Here is a 16151-nt window from a genome sequence, read left to right on the forward strand (position 1 = left end):
CAATGGCAACGGGGTACGTCGGCGTGACCGGCGCCACCGATCCTGGACGAGCGCCGGCCCCGCGCCCCGACCGGGGCGGCACCGCCGGGCCGACGCCCCGCTGCTCCCTCCGCACGTCCGCTCGCCGAACGAGCGGTGCCCCATGACAGGAGAACCGATGACCCCCGTGCCAGCCCGCGTCCCGGTGCTGATCGCCGGCGGTGGGCCCAGCGGCCTGGCCGCCGCCATCGAGCTCGGCCGCCGCGGCGTCGAGGTGCTCGTCGTGGAGCCGCGCACCGAGCTCGACCCGCTGCGTCCCCGGGCGAAGACGACCAGCGCGCGCACCATGGAGCACCTGCGCCGGTGGGGCATCGCCGACCGGTTGCGCTCGGTCGCGCCCCTGCCGGTCGGGCACGCCCAGGACGTCGTCTTCGTGACCGGCCTCTTCGGCCACGAGATCACCCGCTTCCCCGAGGCCTTCGGGCTCTGGGAGGGCAAGCGCGACCTGGCGGCCGAGGCCGGGCAGCAGGCGCCGCAGCCGCTGGTCGAAGAGGTCCTGCGCGAGGCGGCCGCCGCCCTGCCGAGCGTCACCCTGCTGACCGGCTGGCGGGTCGCGTCGGTCCTGGACGGACCCGACGAGGTCCACGCGGTCGTCGAGGACCCGTCCGGCGGACCGCACCGGATCTCCGCCGACTACCTGCTCGGCTGCGACGGCAGCGGCGGGATCACCCGCACGGCCATCGGCGCCCGGTACGACGGCTCCTCGGGCACGCTGCCCAACGTCAGCATCACCTTCCGCAGCCGGGCGCTGGAGGAGCGCGAGCTGTGCGCCCTCGGCGTGCACTACTGGGTGATCGGCGCCGAGTACGGCGGGCTCATGGGGCGGCTGGACCTCGACGGCACCTGGTGGGCGATCGTGCAGGGCGTCGACGGCCGGTCCGAGGCCCTCGACCCGGTGGCGCTCGTGCGGGCGCTGGCGGGTGCCGACATCGACGTCGAGGTGCTCGCCACCGATCCCTGGTCGGCGCGGATGCTGCTGGTCGACCGCTACCGCGGCTCCCGGGTCCTCCTCGTCGGCGACGCCGCGCACCTCAACCCCCCGTGGGGCGGGCACGGCTTCAACACCTGCGTCGGCGACGCGGTCAACCTCGGCTGGAAGCTCGCCGCCGTCCTGCAGGGCTGGGCGCCCCCGGCGCTGCTCGACAGCTACGAGGCGGAGCGCCGGCCGGTCGCGCTCCGGACCATCGGCGCCGCCGGGGAGCAGGAGTCCTTCCTCGCGCCGGCCTTCGCCGAGTCCGACCTGGACGACGAGGGAACGGCCGGGCAGCTCCTGCGCACCGGCCTGGCCCGCCGCCTCGAGGTCAAGGACAGCGAGTTCCACAGCCTCGGCCTAGTCCTGGGCTACGACTACGCCGGCTCCCCCGTCGTCGTCCCGGACGGCCGGCCGGTGCCCGGGCCGACGCTGCGGGACTACGCCGGCTCGGCCCATCCGGGCGCCCGGCTACCCCACGCCTGGCTGCCCGACGGGACATCGGTGTACGACCTGCTCGGCGACGGCTTCGCCCTCCTCCGGCTCGCGGGCGGCGGCGCCACGGCGGACCTGACTGCGGCGGCGGAGCGGCTGCGGATCCCGCTGCGCACCGTCGACCTGACCCACCTGCCGGAGCTGCGCCCGCGGTACGCCGCCGACCTGGTGCTCGTGCGGCCCGACCAGCACGTCGCCTGGCGCGGGGACCGGATCACGGACCCCGAGCACCTGCTGCACGTCGTCGTCGGGGACGGCGGCCGCACCCCCCTTCCCGTCCCTTCCGCGCTCGAGGAGCTCGCCCGATGACCGGTCCCTTCCCTGACGGCTTCCTCTGGGGCGCCGCCACCGCCGCCCACCAGGTCGAGGGCGGCAACGTCAACAACGACCACTGGGAGCTCGAGCACGCCGAGCACTCCCCCTTCGCCGAGCCGAGCGGTGACGCCTGCGACTCCTGGCACCGGTGGCCCGAGGACCTCGACCTCGTGGCCGGCGCCGGCCTGAACACCTACCGGTTCAGCCTCGAGTGGAGCCGCATCGAGCCGGCCGAGGGCGAGTTCTCCCGGGCGAACCTGGACCACTACCGGCGGATCCTCGACGGCTGCCGCGACCGCGGGCTGACCCCGATCGTCACGCTCGTCCACTTCACGATGCCCCGCTGGCTGCTGCACGACGGCGGCTGGACCGGCGCCCGGACCGGCGACCGGATCGCGCGGTTCACCGAGTACGTGGCCCCGGCCCTGCGCGACGCCGGCTACATCGCCACGATCAACGAGCCGAACCTCATGGCGGCCCAGCCGGTGATGGGCGCGATGGCGCGCCGCGGCGAGCCGATCAAGGGCCTCCCCCGCCCCGACCAGGGCGTCGCCGACGCGCTGCTCGAGCTGCACCGCCGCAGCACGGAGGTGCTGCGCGGCGCCGGCTCCCCGCCTGCCGGGATGACGCTGGTCGGACGCGAGCACCTCGCCGAGGACGGCGGCGAGGAGCGGATGCGCGAGGAGCGCGCGGCCTTCGAGGACCAGTTCTTCACCGCCGCGGCGGACGACGACTGGCTCGGCCTGCAGGTCTACACCTGCGCGCGCTTCGGCCCAGACGGGCTGGTCGCCCCTGCGCCGGAGCTGCAGACCCTGGCCCACGGCATGGAGCGCCGGCCGGAGGCGCTGGGCGCCGCGGTCCGGCGGGCGGCCGAGGTGCTGCCGGACCTGCCGCTGCTGGTGACCGAGAACGGCATCGCCACGGCCGACGACGAGGACCGGATCCGGTTCACCGACGAGGCGCTGCGCAGCCTGGCCGGAGCGATCGCCGACGGCGCCGACGTCCGCGGCTACGTGCACTGGAGCCTGCTGGACAACTTCGAGTGGATGCTGGGCTACCGGCCGACCTTCGGCCTCGTGTCCGTGGACCGGCAGACCTTCGCCCGGACGCCGAAGCCGAGCCTCGCGTGGCTGGGCGGGGTCGCCCGCCGCAACGGCCGCACGGCATGCTGACCAGGTGTTCGACACGACGCACCGGCGGCTGAACCGGCTCACCGGCGAGTGGGTGCTCGTCTCCCCGCACCGCACGGCGCGGCCGTGGCAGGGGCAGGTGGAGGACGCGCGGGTGCCCGAGCTGCCCGCCTACGACCCGGAGTGCTACCTCTGCCCGGGCAACGAACGCGCGGGCGGGCATCGCACCCCCGCCTACGACGGCACGTTCGTCTTCGACAACGACTTCGCCGCGCTGACCCCCGGCGTCGCGCAGGCGGTGTCGGACCGGGGTGGGCTGCTGGTCGCCGAGAGCGAGCGGGGCGTCTGCCGGGTGGTCTGCTACTCGCCGCGGCACGACCTCCCGCTCGGGCAGCTGCCGGTCGAGCGGATCCGCGCCGTGATGGACACCTGGGCCGACCAGTACACCGAGCTCGGCGGGCTCGACTGGGTGAGCTGGGTGCAGGTGTTCGAGAACCGCGGCGCGGCGATGGGCGCCAGCAACCCGCACCCGCACGGCCAGATCTGGGCCGAGGAACGGCTGCCCACCGAGGCCGTCCGCGAGCTCGCCGCGCAGGAGTCCGCCGCCGCGGCCGGGAGCTGCCTGCTGTGCGACTACCTGGCGGTCGAGGAGGCCGACGGCGCGCGGATAGTCCTCCAGGACGAGCACGTCACCGTGCTCGTCCCGTTCTGGGCGGTCTGGCCGTTCGAGACCCTGGTGCTGCCACGGGGCCACTGCGGCGCGCTGCCCGACCTCGACGGCGCCCGGCGGGACGCCCTCGCCGACGCCCTCCGGCGACTCTCGCGCCGGTACGACTCGCTCTTCGGCGTGCCGTTCCCGTACACGATGGGGCTGCACCAGCGCCCGACCGACGGCGGGGCGCACCCCGGGTGGCACCTGCACGGCCACTTCTACCCGCCGCTGCTCCGCTCGGCCACGGTGCGCAAGTTCATGGTCGGCTACGAGCTGCTGGCCCAGCCGCAGCGCGACATCACGCCGGAGAGCGCGGCGGAGCGGCTGCGCGCAGCGGTGGAGCGCTGATGACCGGGGCCACGCTGCGGGCGGAGTTCACCCGGCTGACCGGGGAACCACCGGCGCTCGTCGTCCGGTCGCCGGGCCGGGTGAACCTGATCGGCGAGCACACCGACTACAACGACGGCTTCGTCCTCCCGGTGGCGCTGGACCGGGGCACGGTCGTCGCGGCCCGTCGCCGACCGGACGGCCGGCTGCGGACGACGGCGCTGCGGATGGGCGGCACGGACGAGCGGTCGCTGACCGGCCTGGACCCGCGGGAGGGGCCGGACTGGTCCCGCTACGTGGCCGGCGCCGCCGCCGTTCTGCAGGAGAGCGGTCACGACGTGCCGGGCGCGGACCTGGTCGTGGACAGCGACCTCCCCATCGGCGCGGGGCTCTCGTCGTCGGCCTCCCTGGAGCTCGGCGTGCTGGTGGCGCTGCTCGCGCTGACCGGCGATGCGCTGGCGCCGGAGACGCTGGCCAGGCTGGGGCAGCGGGTCGAGAACGAGGTCATCGGCGTGCGCAGCGGCATCATGGACCAGCTCGCGGTCGCCTGCGGAACGGCCGGTCATGCGCTGCTGGTCGACTGCCGCACCCTCGGCACCCGGGCGGTGCCCGTGCCCGCCGGGACGAAGATCCTCGTCCTCGACAGCGCCGTCCCGCGCACCCTCGCCGGGTCGGCGTACAACCAGCGGCGCGCCGAGTGCGAGGCCGCCCTCGAGGCTCTTCGCGCGGTGGATCCCGGCCTGTCGGCGCTGCGCGACGTGACGCCGGAGCTGCTGGCGGCGCACGGGCACCTGCTCGACGACGTGCTGCTGCGCCGGGCCCGGCACGTCGTGACGGAGAACGCGCGGGTGCTCGCCGGCACGGCCGCGCTCGAAGGCGGCGACGCCGCGGCCTTCGGCGAGCTGATGGCGGGCTCGCACGCCTCGCTGCGCGACGACTACGAGGTGAGCGTGCCGCAGCTGGACACGCTGGTCGAGATCGCCGTCGGCACGCCCGGTGTGCTCGGCGCCCGGCTGACCGGCGCCGGCTTCGGCGGCTGCGCCGTGGCCCTGGCCACGGCCGACCGGGCGGTGGACGCCGCCGCCGAGATCACCACCCGGTACCGCGAGGCCACCGGCCGCCCGGGCGAGGCGACGGTCTGCGTCCCGTCGGACGGCACCGGGGTGGTCTGGCCGCCAGCTTTCTGAGCCGGTACCCCTACGGCCATCCCTGCTCGAGCAGCGGGGTGACGGTGACCTCGTTGAGCACCACGTCCGGTGGGGCGGCGGCGATCCAGCTGATCAGGTGGGCGACGTGATCGGCCGCCAATGCGTCGGCGGGCGGGGTCGGCTCAGCAGAGCCGGTCCGATGTTCGGGTGCCCATACGCCCCAGTTGGTGTCCATGGCACCGGGGAAGAGCACGCAGGCGCGGATGCGGTGCGGCCTGCCTTCGGCCGCGAGGGCCTGGGTGAGGCCGGTGAGCCCGAACTTGGCGGAGCAGTAGGCCGCGGCGTTCGCCCAACCGCGCCGTCCCGCCACCGACGACACGTTGAGGATGGTCCCGCCGCCGTTCTCGGTCATGTCCGGCCAGACCGCCTTGGCAAGCAGGAACGACGCGCGCAGGTTGACCGCGAGCACCCTGTCCCATGCCGCGACGTCGAGGTCGGCCACCGGACCGGGCACGTCGGTCCCGGCCGCGTTCACCAGGACGTCGACCCGGCCGAGCTCGGCGCGCACCTGGCCGACCGCCCGCTCGATCGCGTCGGCATCGGCGAGATCCACCACGACCGCGGTCGCGCGCACTCCGCGGGCACGGACCTGCTCGGCGGTTCGGTCCAGGTCGCTGGATCCGCGGGCCAGCACCGCGACGTCGGCGCCGTCCGCAGCCAGGGCCAGAGCCGTTGCTCGGCCCAGGCCGCTGCTGCCACCGGTCACCAGCGCGATCCGCCCGCGCAGCGCTCCCGACCCGCTCACTTCTGCCTCCGGTCCCGGCGTCACGGCCGCCGGGACCAGCCTGCCCGCTACGGGCGCCTGATGCCGGGTGGATCCCGAACGGTGTTCACCGTGACCGTCCGGATGCCGTCGACCCGAGGGGAGCCGACGGCATCCGTGGGCAGGGCACGGATGCCGTCGGTGACCCCGATCCGCCATGGCCGGCTCCCCGTCCGCATCGGTCTCAGCCCAGGCGGCGCTCGGCCGAGGCCCAGGCGTCGGCCGGACCCGACGGGCGGTAGGTGCGCATCTCCTGGGTCGCCCGCAGCAGCGACCGCAGCTCCGGCAGCCCGCCGGACACCACGCCGGTGGCCCGCGCCTGCACCAGGGCGTTGCCCAGCGCAGCGGCCTCGACCGGTCCGGCGACCACGGGCAGCCCGCACGCGTCCGCGGTGAGCTGGCACAGCAGCGCGTTGCGGGCGCCGCCCCCGACCAGGTGCACGACCTCGACGTCGCGGCCGGACAGCTCCGCGGCCCGCCGGACGCTGCGCCGGTAGGCCAGCGCGAGGCTGTCCAGGATGCAGCGGACCGTCTCGGCCTGGCTCTGCGGCGGCGTCTGCCCCGTCTCGGCGCACACCTGCGCGATGCGGGCCGGCATGTCCCCCGGCGGCAGGAACCGCGCGTCGTCCGGATCCACGACGGCGGTGAACGCCGGGACGTGCGCCGCCGCGGCGAGCAGGTCGGGCAGGTCGGCGGGCAGGCCGGCCGCCGCCCACGTCCGCAACGACTCCTGCAGCAGCCACAGGCCCATGACGTTGCGCAGGTACCGGACGGTGCCGTCGACGCCGAGCTCGTTGGTGAAGCCGGCGGCCCGGCTCTCCTCGGTGAGCACCGGCGCGTCCAGCTCCACGCCGACCAGCGACCAGGTGCCGCAGGAGATGTAGGCGAACCGGTCGGAGTCGGCCGGCACGCCCACCACCGCGGAGGCGGTGTCGTGGGAGCCCACCGCGGTCACCGGGACCGGCCCGGTCAGCCCCGTCTCTGTCAGCACCTCGGGGGTCAGCTCCCCCAACCGCTCCCCCGGCTGCCGCAGCGGCGGGAGGAGCCGCCGGTCGAGCCCGAGCCGGTCGACGACGTCCGCCGCCCACTCCCGGGTCGTGGCGTCGAGCACGCCGGTGGTGGAGGCGTTGGTGACCTCCGCGCCCACCGCACCGGTCAGCCAGTACGTCAGCAGGTCCGGGATGAGCAGCATCGTCCGCGCCGACGCCAGCTGCGCGGTCTCCCGGGCGGCCGCGAGCTGGAACACCGTGTTGAACGGCAGGTGCTGCAGCCCGGTGATCCGGTACAGCTCCTCGGGCGGGACGACCCCGTGCACGGCCGGCACCGCGGTGGCGTGCCGGGCGTCCCGGTAGTGCACCGGGTTGCCCAGCAGCGCCCCGTCGGCGTCGAGCAGGCCGACGTCGACCGCCCAGCTGTCGATGCCGACGCCGTCCACCCGCCCGGCCTCCCGGCCGGCGGCGCGCAGCCCGTCGAGCACGCCGGCGTAGAGGCCGAGCACGTCCCAGTGCAGGGTGCCCGCGGTGCGCACCGGCCGGTTGGGGAACCGGTGCACCTCCTGCAGGACCAGCCGGCCGGGGCCGACCCGCGCGGCCATCACCCGCCCGCTCGAGGCGCCGAGGTCGACCGCCGCGAAGACGGCCCCGTCCGTTCCCACGGTCAGCGCAGGAAGGCGCCGGCGACGCCGGAGTCGACCGGGACGTGCAGGCCGGTGGTGCGGGTCAGGTCGCCGCCGGTGAGGGCGAAGACGGCGTCGGCCACGTGGTCGGGCAGGACCTCGCGCTTGAGCAGGGTGCGCTGGGCGTAGAACTCGCCGAGCTTGTCCTCCTCGACGCCGTAGACCGCCGCCCGCTGAGCGCCCCACCCGCCGGCGAAGATGCCCGAGCCGCGGACCACGCCGTCGGGGTTGATCCCGTTCACCCGGATCTGGTGCGGGCCCAGCTCGGCCGCCAGCAGCCGCACCTGGTGCGCCTGGTCGGCCTTGGTGGCGCCGTAGGCCAGGTTGTTCGGCCCGGCGAACAGGCTGTTCTTGGAGGAGATGTAGACGATGTCCCCGCCCATCTCCTGCTCGATCATGAGCCGGGCCGCCTCGCGCGAGACGAGGAAGCTGCCCTTGGCCATGACGTCGTGCTGCAGGTCCCAGTCGGCCTCGGTGGTCTCCAGCAGCGGCTTGGAGATCGACAGGCCGGCGTTGTTGACCACCAGGTCGACCCCGCCGAAGGCCAGGCAGGCCGCGCGGAACGCGGCGGCCACCGCCTCGGCGTCGCTGACGTCGGCGGCCACGCCGATCGCGACGTCGGAGTTGCCGATCTCCGCTGCGGCGTCGGTCGCCTTCTGCAGGTCGAGGTCGGCGACGACGACGCAGGCGCCCTCGCGGGCCAGCCGCTCGGCGATGGCCTTGCCGATCCCGCTCGCCGCACCGGTGACCAGCGCGACGCGGGACGCCAGCGGCTTGGGCTTGGGCATCCGCTGGAGCTTGGCCTCCTCCAGCGACCAGTACTCGATCCGGAACTTCTCGCTCTCGTCGATGGGCGCGTAGCTGGACACCGCCTCGGCGCCGCGCATGACGTTGATGGCGTTGACGTAGAACTCGCCGGCCACGCGGGCGGTCTGCTTGTTGGCGCCGAAGCTGAACATGCCGACGCCGGGCACGAGCACGATCGCCGGGTCGGCACCGCGCATCGCCGGGCTCTGGGCGGTGGCGTGCCGGGAGTAGTAGGCCGCGTACTCGGCGCGGTACTCCGCGTGCAGCTCCTTCAGCCGCGCGACGACGTCCTCGACCGGCGCGGACGCCGGCAGGTCGACGACCATCGGCCGGACCTTGGTGCGCAGGAAGTGGTCGGGGCACGACGTGCCGAGCGCCGCCAGGGGCGTGAGCTTCTCGCGGGAGAGGAACTCCAGGACGACGTCGGAGTCGGTGAAGTGGCCGACCTGCGGCTTGTCGGTGGAGGCCAGCCCGCGGACCACCGGCGCGAGGGCGGCGGCCTTGATCCTGCGCTCCGCCTCGGGCAGCGGCTCGAAGCCGGGGACGACGGCGCCGAACGGCTCGGCCACACCCTTCTCGGCGAGGAAGGTCTCCGCGGTGCGGATGATGTCGAGGCTGTTGGCCTCGCACTCCTCGCTGGTGGCGCCCCACGCGGTGATGCCGTGGCCGCCGAGGATGCAGCCGATGGCCTGCGGGTTCTTCTCCTTGATCGCGGCGATGTCGAGCCCCAGCTGGAAGCCGGGTCGCCGCCAGGGCACCCAGACGACGCGGTCGCCGAAGCACTCCCGGGTCAGCGCCTCGCCGTCGGCCGCCGTCGCCAGGGCGATGCCGGAGTCGGGGTGCAGGTGGTCGACGTGCGCGGCGTCGACCAGGCCGTGCATCGCGGTGTCGATCGAGGGGGCGGCGCCGCCGCGGCCGTGCAGGCAGAAGTCGAAGGCGGCGACCATCTCGTCCTCGCGGTCGACGCCGGGGTAGACGTCGACGAGCGAGCGGAGCCGGTCCAGCCGCAGCACGGCCAGGCCCGCCTCCTTCAGGGTGCCCAGGTCACCCCCGGAGCCCTTCACCCAGAGGAGCTCGGCCGGCCGGCCGGTGACCGGGTCGGTCTCGGTGCCCTTGGCGGAGGTGTTGCCGCCGGCGTAGTTGGTGTTGCGCGGGTCGGCGCCGAGCCGGTTGCTGCGCTCGATCAGCTCGCTGACCACAGGGTTCGTCACGTTCGTTTCCTTCCGGGTGTCCGGTGTGTGGCGGGGTGGGGCGGTCGGGTCAGGCGCCCCAGCCGGCCTGCTGGCCGCCGACGCGCTCGCCTTCGATGCGTTCCTGGTAGCCGCTGCGGGCGAAGGCGGCGTAGGGGTCGGCGTCCAGCCCCTGCGACTCGCGGAACTCCCCAAGCAGCGGGCGGACGTCGGTGCTGAACGCATCCATCAGCACCGAGTGGGCGTCGAGGACCTCACCGCTGCGCTGGGCGGCCGCGAGCGCCTCCCGGTCGACCAACAGCGCCTTCGCCGTCGCCTCCTGCACGTTCATCACCGAGCGGATCTGCCCCGGGATCTTCTTCTCCAGGTTGTGGCACTGGTCGAGCATGAAGTTGACCCCCGACTCCGGCCGGTGCGCGCCCTGGGCGACGATCTCGTTCATGATCCGGAACAGCTGGAACGGGTCCGCCGAGCCGACGATCAGGTCGTCGTCGGCGTAGTTGCGGGAGTTGAAGTCGAACGCGCCGAGCCGGCCGACCCGCAGCAGCTGCATCACGATGAACTCGATGTTCGTGCCCGGCGCGTGGTGGCCGGTGTCGAGCACCACGGTCGCCTGGTCCCCGAGGGCCATGCAGTGCAGCAGCGAGGTGCCCCAGTCGGGGATGTCCATCGCGTAGAAGTGCGGCTCGAAGAACTTGTACTCGAGCAGGATGCGGTGCTCCGCGTCGAGCATTGCGTAGATCTGCTGCAGCGAGTCGGCCAGCCGCTCCTGCCGGGAGCGCAGGTCGTCCTGGCCGGGGTAGTTGGTCCCGTCGGGCAGCCAGATCTTCAGGTCGGTGGACCCGGTCTGCCGCATGACCTCGATGCACTGCGCGTGGTGCGCGACCGCCCGGCGCCGGATCTCCGGGTCGGCGTGGGTGAGCGAGCCGAGCTTGTACTCGTCGTCCTGGAACAGGTTCGAGTTGATCGCGCCGATCTGCACGCCGAGGTCGCGGGCGTGCGCCGCCAGCTTTCCGTAGTCGTCGACGAGGTCCCACGGGATGTGCAGCGAGACCCGCGGTGCCACGCCGGTGTAGCGGTGCACCTGGGCGGCGTCCTCGAGCTTCTCGTAGGGGTCGCGGGCGACGCCCGGCTGGCCGAACACCTTGAACCGGGTGCCGGAGTTGCCGAACGCCCAGGAGGGCAGCTCGATGGTCTGGGTGGCCAGCGCCGCGAGGGCGCCGGTGCGGAGGTCGGTCACGGGCGGGCTCCGTTCGAGTGCGGGGGTGGTGCCTGCTCGATCGCCGCGAGCTGGGCGTCGAGGTCGAAGACGAGGTCGAGCTGCTGCTTGGCGCGGCCATCCGACGACTCGCCGCCGCCGGGGAGGTCGAAGAAGGGCGCCATCTCGGCTTCCCACCGGGCGCTCACCCCGGTGGCGTCCATGGCCGCCTGCGCGGCGGCGAGGTCGTCGGCGACGACGGTGCCGACGAGCAGGCCGTCCTCGCGCAGGAAGAGCTGGTAGTCGTGCCATCCGGCGTCGCGCAGCGCGTGCAGCATCTCCGGCCAGACGGCGGCGTGCCGTTCCCGGTACTCGGCCAGCCGGTCGGGCCGGACCTGGAGGGTGAAGCAGACGCGGGGCACGGACGGGTTCCTCTCGGGTTCGGGCGCGTGGCCCGGGCCTGCCGCCGCCGGCCGGACGGGCGGCCGGCGGCGGCAGGCGGGGTGGGACCGACTCAGAAGTCGAACTCGCCGATGTTCTCGGCGGTGAAGACGGTGGGCTCGCCGAGGACGACGACCCCGCCCTCCTCGACGGTGTACTCGCCGAGCTCGCCGGCCTCGAAGGTCTCGCCCTCCTGGCCGGTGATCTGGCCGGCCGCCAGCGCGGCGCCGGCGTAGGAGGCCAGGTAGCCCAGCTCCTCCGGGTTCCACAGCGCGAACGCCTGGACGGTGCCGTCCTCGACGTACTCGCGCATCTGGTTCGGCGTGCCGAGCCCGGTCAGCGCGACCTCGCCCTTGTACTCGGAGCTGGACAGGTAGCGGGCCGCCGCGGCGATGCCGACCGTGGTCGGCGAGATGATGCCGTCGAGATCGGGGTAGGTGGCCAGGAGACCCTGGGTCTCCTGGAAGGACTTCTGGTCCTCGTCGTCGCCGTAGACGGTCGCCACGATCTCGATGCCGGGGTACTCCTCGGCGGCGTAGGACTCCATCATCTCGATCCAGGCGTTCTGGTTCGTGGCGTTGGCCGTCGCCGAGAGGAAGGCCACCTGGCCCTCGCCGCCGATCTGCTCGGCGATCAGGTCGATCTGGGTCTGCGCGATGCCCTCGGCCGTCGCCTGGTTGATGAACAGGTCGCGGCACTCCGGGTCGGTGTCGGAGTCGAAGGTGACGACGCTGGCGCCGGCCGAGCGGGCCTGGTCGAGTGCCCCGCAGATCGCGTTCGGGTCGTTGGCCGAGGTCAGGATGACGTCGGCGCCCTGCTGGGTGAGCGTGTTGATGTAGCTCACCTGCGAGGACGCGCTCGCCTCCGACGGCCCGGTGACCGTGAGCTCGCCGTCGAACTCGGAGACGGCGGCCTCCGCACCCTCGGCGGCGGTGTCGAAGTACGGGTTGTTGACCTGCTTGGGCAGGAAGGCGACGGCGAGGTCGGCCGGGATCTCGGCGTCCGGGTTTGCCTCGGCGGCCGCGCCGCCTCCACCGCCGGTGGTCTCCTCGTCGCCGCGGGTCGTGCCGCCGCAGGCGGCCGTCGCGAGGACGAGGGCGGCGACGGCGACACCCGTCATGCCGCCGCGCAGCGGCCGGCGGCTGGTCAGGAAGCTGGTCATCGGTTCCCTCTCTGGAGTGCGCCGGCGCCGGAGCGGCCGGAGTCGGTGGGACGGACGGGCACCCGTCGGTGGGTGCACGGAGGTGGGGTCACGCGGATCGGCTCCGGGCGGCGGCACGCCGCCGGACCCACGCGGTGACCTGGGGGGCGACCACGGCGGCGATGAGCAGCACGCCGGTCACGATGTTGAGGACGTCGGCGGGCACGCTGGCCAGGCGCAGCGCGTTGCGCACCGCACCGAGCAGGAGGGCCCCGGCGAGGACGCCGACCATCCCGCCCCGGCCGCCGAAGATCGAGACCCCGCCCAGCAGGATGGCCGCGACGACCTGGAGCTCGAGCCCGGTGGCGTTGTCGGCCCGGGCGCTGCCGTAGCGAAGGGTCCAGTAGATGCCGCCGAGCGCGGCGATCACACCGGTGACGACGAACAGCCAGAACTTCGTGCGGGCCACGTCGATGCCGCTGAACCGGGCGGCGTCCTCGCTGTTGCCGATCGCGTACAGCGACCGCCCGATCGGGGTGGCGTGCAGGACCACGCCGAAGACGAGGACCAGCACCGCGAGCGGGACGACCGCCACGGGGATGCCGGTGTCACCGATCGTGCTGATCGCCCAGCTGGTCCACGCCCGGGGGAAATCGGCCACCGCCTGGTCACCGAGCACGACGAACGCCAGGCCGCGGTACAGGGCGAGCGTGCCGATGGTGACCGCCAGCGACGGGAGGCCGAGCCGGGTGACCAGCAGGCCGTTGACCGCCCCCAGGACGGCGCCCAGGAGCAGGCACAGCGGGACGATCAGCTCCAGCGGGAGGCCGGCGATCCACAGCTGGCCCATCACGGCGCCGGTCAGCCCGACCGTGCTGGCGACCGACAGGTCGATCTCGCCGGTGATGATCACCATCGTCAGCGGCAGCGCGATCAGCACGATCACGACCACGTCGAGCAGCAGGAACCCGGTGTTGCGGGCGGTCGCGAAACCCTCCACCGCGAGGGAGGCCACCAGCACGAAGGCGACCAGCACCAGGGTGATCACGCCGTCGCCGGTACCGAGCAGCCGCATCCGGTCCGACAGCGTCCGCGGCGGCGCCTGGTCCTCGGCGGGCGGGGCGATGGTCTCAATGGCCACGGGAGCTCCTCCTCCGCAGGCGGCCGGCCAGGCGCAGCGCGAGCACCCGGTCCAGCGCGATGGCGGCGATGATCAGGGCGCCGACGGCGGCGTTGCGCCAGAACGGGTCGATGCCGAGCTGCGGCAGGGCGGTGCCGATGGTGGTCAGCAGCAGGGCGCCGAGCGCCGCGCCGACGACCGAGCCGCTCCCGCCGAAGATGGCCACGCCCCCGACGACCGCGGCGGCGACGACGGTCAGCTCGTACCCGCTGCCGGCGGTCGCGTCCAGCGTCTGGAAGCGGGCCGCGTACAGCACCCCGGCCAGCCCGGCCAGCGCCCCGTTGACCACGAAGGCGGTCAGCACGCGCCGGCCGACCGGGATGCCGGAGAGCCGCGCGGCCTCCGGGTCGGAGCCGATGCCGTACATCTCCCGGCCGCTGCGGTAGCTGCGCAGGTAGTAGCCCACGACGAGGACCACCAGGACGGCGACGAGGAAGAGCACGGGGATGCCGAGCAGCCGGGCGGTGCCCAGGGACTTGAACCCGGTGGGCAGGTCGGCGGCGTTGATCTGCAACCGGCCGCTGGTGCTGGCCCACAGCGCGTCGAGACCCCGGAAGACGTACAGCGTGCCCAGGGTGACCACCAGCGAGGGCACCTTGGCGACGGCGACGATCACGCCGTTGACCAGGCCGGCGACGGCGCCGACCGCCATGCCGACGAGGAGTGCCAGCAGGACCGGTGTACCCGGCTGGGTGGCCAGCAGCGTCCCGGTCGCGTAGGCCGACAGGCCGAGGGTCGAGCCGACGGACAGGTCGACGTTGCGGGTGATGATCACCATCGTCTGGCCCGCCGCCAGCACGGTCAGGATCGACGCGGAGAGCAGCAGGTCCCGGATGTTCTGCTGGGACAGGAACCGCGGCTGGACGACCACCGTCACGACGACGAGCAGCAGCAGCGCGGCGAGGATGCCGAACTCGCGGACGGCGAACAGCCGCTGCACCAGGGAAGCGCCGCCGGTGCCGCGGCCGGAGGTCTCCTCCGAGGCGGCGGGCGGCCGGGTCACCGCGGTGCTCACGAACCCACCGCCGTCCGGGTCGCCTGGCCGGTGGCCGCGAGCATCACGTTGCTCTCGTCGGCCCGGGCGCGGGGGATGTCGTCGACCAGCCGGCCCTCGTGCATGACGAGGACGCGGTCGGCCATGCCCAGCACCTCCGGGAGCTCGCTGGAGACCATGACCACCGCCAGGCCCTCGGCGGCGAGCTGGGACATCAGCCGGTGCACCTCGGACTTGGTGCCGACGTCGATGCCGCGGGTGGGCTCGTCGACGATCAGCACCTTCGGCCCGGTGGACAGCCACTTGGCCAGCACGACCTTCTGCTGGTTGCCGCCCGACAGGGTGGAGACCGGGTCGCTGAGCCTGCCGGCCTTGACCTGCATCCGCCGGGTCCAGTCCGCCGCGGTGTCCCGCTCGCGCCGGGCGGACAGCCAGCCCAGCCGCGACAGCGCCCACCGGCGGGTGAGCGTGGTGTTGCGCTCGACGGAGAGCTCCATGACCAGGCCCTGCTGACGGCGGTCCTCGGGCACCAGCGCGACGCCGGCGGCCATGGCGGCCGCGGGGCTGCCCCGGCGCAGCTCCTGGCCGGCGACCCGCACGCTGCCGGCGTCGTAGGGGTCGACGCCGAAGACGGCGCGCACGACCTCGCTGCGTCCGGCCCCGACCAGACCCGCCAGCGCGACGATCTCACCGGCGCGCACGTCGAAGGAGACGTCGGTGAAGACCCCTTCCCGGGTCAGCCCGCGGATCTCGAGCAGCACCTCACCGGGCTCGACGTCCTGCTTCGGGAAGAGGGTCGCGACCTCGCGGCCCACCATCGCGTGCACGACCCGGTCGACGGTCAGCTCCGAGGTGGGAGCGGTGGAGACCCACTCGCCGTCGCGCATGACGGTGATCCGGTCGCAGAGGTCGAACACCTCGTCGAACCGGTGGGAGATGAACAGCACGGCGGCACCGGCCTCCCGCAGGGCCCGGGCGACGGCGAACAGCCGCTCGACCTCCACGCCGGACAGCGCGGCGGTCGGCTCGTCCATGACCAGCACCCGCGCGTCGAACGACAACGCCTTGGCGATCTCGACCATCTGCTGGTCGGCGATCGAGAGGCCCCGCGCGGGTCGGTCGGGGTCCATGTCGACGCCGAGGCGGTCGAACAGCTCCCGGCACTGGGCGGCCATCGCCGAGCGGTCGATGCGCCGGCCGGAGGTCAGCGGCTGCCGCCCCATGAAGATGTTCTCCGCGACCGAGAGGTCGGGGAACAGGGTGGGCTCCTGGTAGATCACCGCGATGCCCGCGGCCCGCGCCGTCGCCGGGCTGTCCAGGCGGGTCGGCTCCCCGTCCAGGAGGACCCGTCCGCCGTCGGGGGCGTGCACCCCGGCGAGGATCTTCACCAGCGTCGACTTGCCCGCGCCGTTCTCGCCGACCAGGGCGTGCGCCTCACCGGCGCGCAGCTCCAGCCGGGCGCCGCGGAGCGCGGCGACCGCCCCGAAGGACTTGCTCACGTCCTCCAGCGCGAGGACGACGGCGCCGGTCGCCGCCGGCTCCCTCGTGTGGTCCACAGTGACCGCC

General features: G+C 74.0%; 13 protein-coding genes. 4 read left to right on the forward strand and 9 right to left on the reverse strand.

The genetic code is table 11. The annotated features are described in order from the left end of the window. Nucleotides 1-157: 157 nt before the first annotated feature. From ABDB74_RS10970 to galK, 4 genes are read left to right on the forward strand one after another with little or no spacing between them, the layout of a single operon-like run. A complete protein-coding gene (locus tag ABDB74_RS10970; RefSeq protein ID WP_346618507.1) occupies nt 158-1813 on the forward strand; it encodes an FAD-dependent monooxygenase in 1656 nt (551 codons plus the stop codon). Continuing rightward, nucleotides 1810-2991, forward strand: coding sequence for a family 1 glycosylhydrolase (locus ABDB74_RS10975; RefSeq protein WP_346618508.1), 1182 nt, complete (start codon nt 1810-1812; stop codon nt 2989-2991). The genes ABDB74_RS10970 and ABDB74_RS10975 overlap by 4 nt, the downstream gene beginning before the upstream one ends. Before the next feature lie 4 nt (nt 2992-2995). After that, a complete protein-coding gene (locus ABDB74_RS10980; protein ID WP_346618509.1) occupies nt 2996-4009 on the forward strand; it encodes a UDP-glucose--hexose-1-phosphate uridylyltransferase in 1014 nt (337 codons plus the stop codon). Next, complete coding sequence (gene galK, locus ABDB74_RS10985) at nt 4009-5175, forward strand: galactokinase (RefSeq protein ID WP_346618510.1); 1167 nt, start codon at nt 4009-4011, stop codon at nt 5173-5175. The genes ABDB74_RS10980 and galK overlap by 1 nt, the downstream gene beginning before the upstream one ends. A 10-nt stretch (nt 5176-5185) precedes the next feature. Here the strand turns inward: galK and ABDB74_RS10990 are convergent, their stop codons facing one another. From ABDB74_RS10990 to ABDB74_RS11030, 9 genes are all read right to left on the reverse strand, one after another. After that, nucleotides 5186-5941: an SDR family oxidoreductase gene (locus tag ABDB74_RS10990; protein ID WP_346618511.1), complete on the reverse strand. Its 756-nt coding sequence runs from the start codon at nt 5939-5941 to the stop codon at nt 5186-5188. A 202-nt stretch (nt 5942-6143) separates the two neighbouring features. Beyond that, nucleotides 6144-7613: a rhamnulokinase family protein gene (locus ABDB74_RS10995; protein WP_346618512.1), complete on the reverse strand. Its 1470-nt coding sequence runs from the start codon at nt 7611-7613 to the stop codon at nt 6144-6146. A gap of 2 nt (nt 7614-7615) precedes the next feature. Further along, nucleotides 7616-9652 carry a bifunctional aldolase/short-chain dehydrogenase gene (locus ABDB74_RS11000; RefSeq protein WP_346618513.1) on the reverse strand — a complete coding sequence of 679 codons (2037 nt, stop codon included), beginning with the start codon at nt 9650-9652 and terminating at the stop codon, nt 7616-7618. Between the two features lie 49 nt (nt 9653-9701). Beyond that, entirely contained in the window at nt 9702-10871 is a 1170-nt protein-coding gene (gene rhaI / locus ABDB74_RS11005; protein ID WP_346618514.1) for an L-rhamnose isomerase, read from the reverse strand. Continuing rightward, entirely contained in the window at nt 10868-11251 is a 384-nt protein-coding gene (locus tag ABDB74_RS11010; RefSeq protein ID WP_346618516.1) for an L-rhamnose mutarotase, read from the reverse strand. Before ABDB74_RS11010 ends, rhaI begins: the two co-directional genes overlap by 4 nt. 92 nt (nt 11252-11343) lie before the next feature. Then, on the reverse strand, nt 11344-12432 hold the full coding sequence (gene rhaS / locus ABDB74_RS11015) for a rhamnose ABC transporter substrate-binding protein (RefSeq protein WP_346618517.1): 1089 nt from the start codon (nt 12430-12432) through the stop codon (nt 11344-11346). A gap of 88 nt (nt 12433-12520) precedes the next feature. Beyond that, nucleotides 12521-13552 carry an ABC transporter permease gene (locus ABDB74_RS11020; RefSeq protein WP_346618519.1) on the reverse strand — a complete coding sequence of 344 codons (1032 nt, stop codon included), beginning with the start codon at nt 13550-13552 and terminating at the stop codon, nt 12521-12523. After that, nucleotides 13542-14606 (reverse strand): ABC transporter permease, encoded by a 1065-nt coding sequence (locus ABDB74_RS11025; protein ID WP_346618520.1) that lies wholly within the window; start codon nt 14604-14606, stop codon nt 13542-13544. The genes ABDB74_RS11020 and ABDB74_RS11025 overlap by 11 nt, the downstream gene beginning before the upstream one ends. Beyond that, on the reverse strand, nt 14603-16141 hold the full coding sequence (locus tag ABDB74_RS11030; protein WP_346618521.1) for a sugar ABC transporter ATP-binding protein: 1539 nt from the start codon (nt 16139-16141) through the stop codon (nt 14603-14605). Before ABDB74_RS11030 ends, ABDB74_RS11025 begins: the two co-directional genes overlap by 4 nt. Nucleotides 16142-16151 lie beyond the last annotated feature (10 nt).

It is taken from the genome of Blastococcus sp. HT6-4 (genome assembly GCF_039679125.1).
GTDB lineage: Bacteria > Actinomycetota > Actinomycetes > Mycobacteriales > Geodermatophilaceae > Blastococcus > Blastococcus montanus.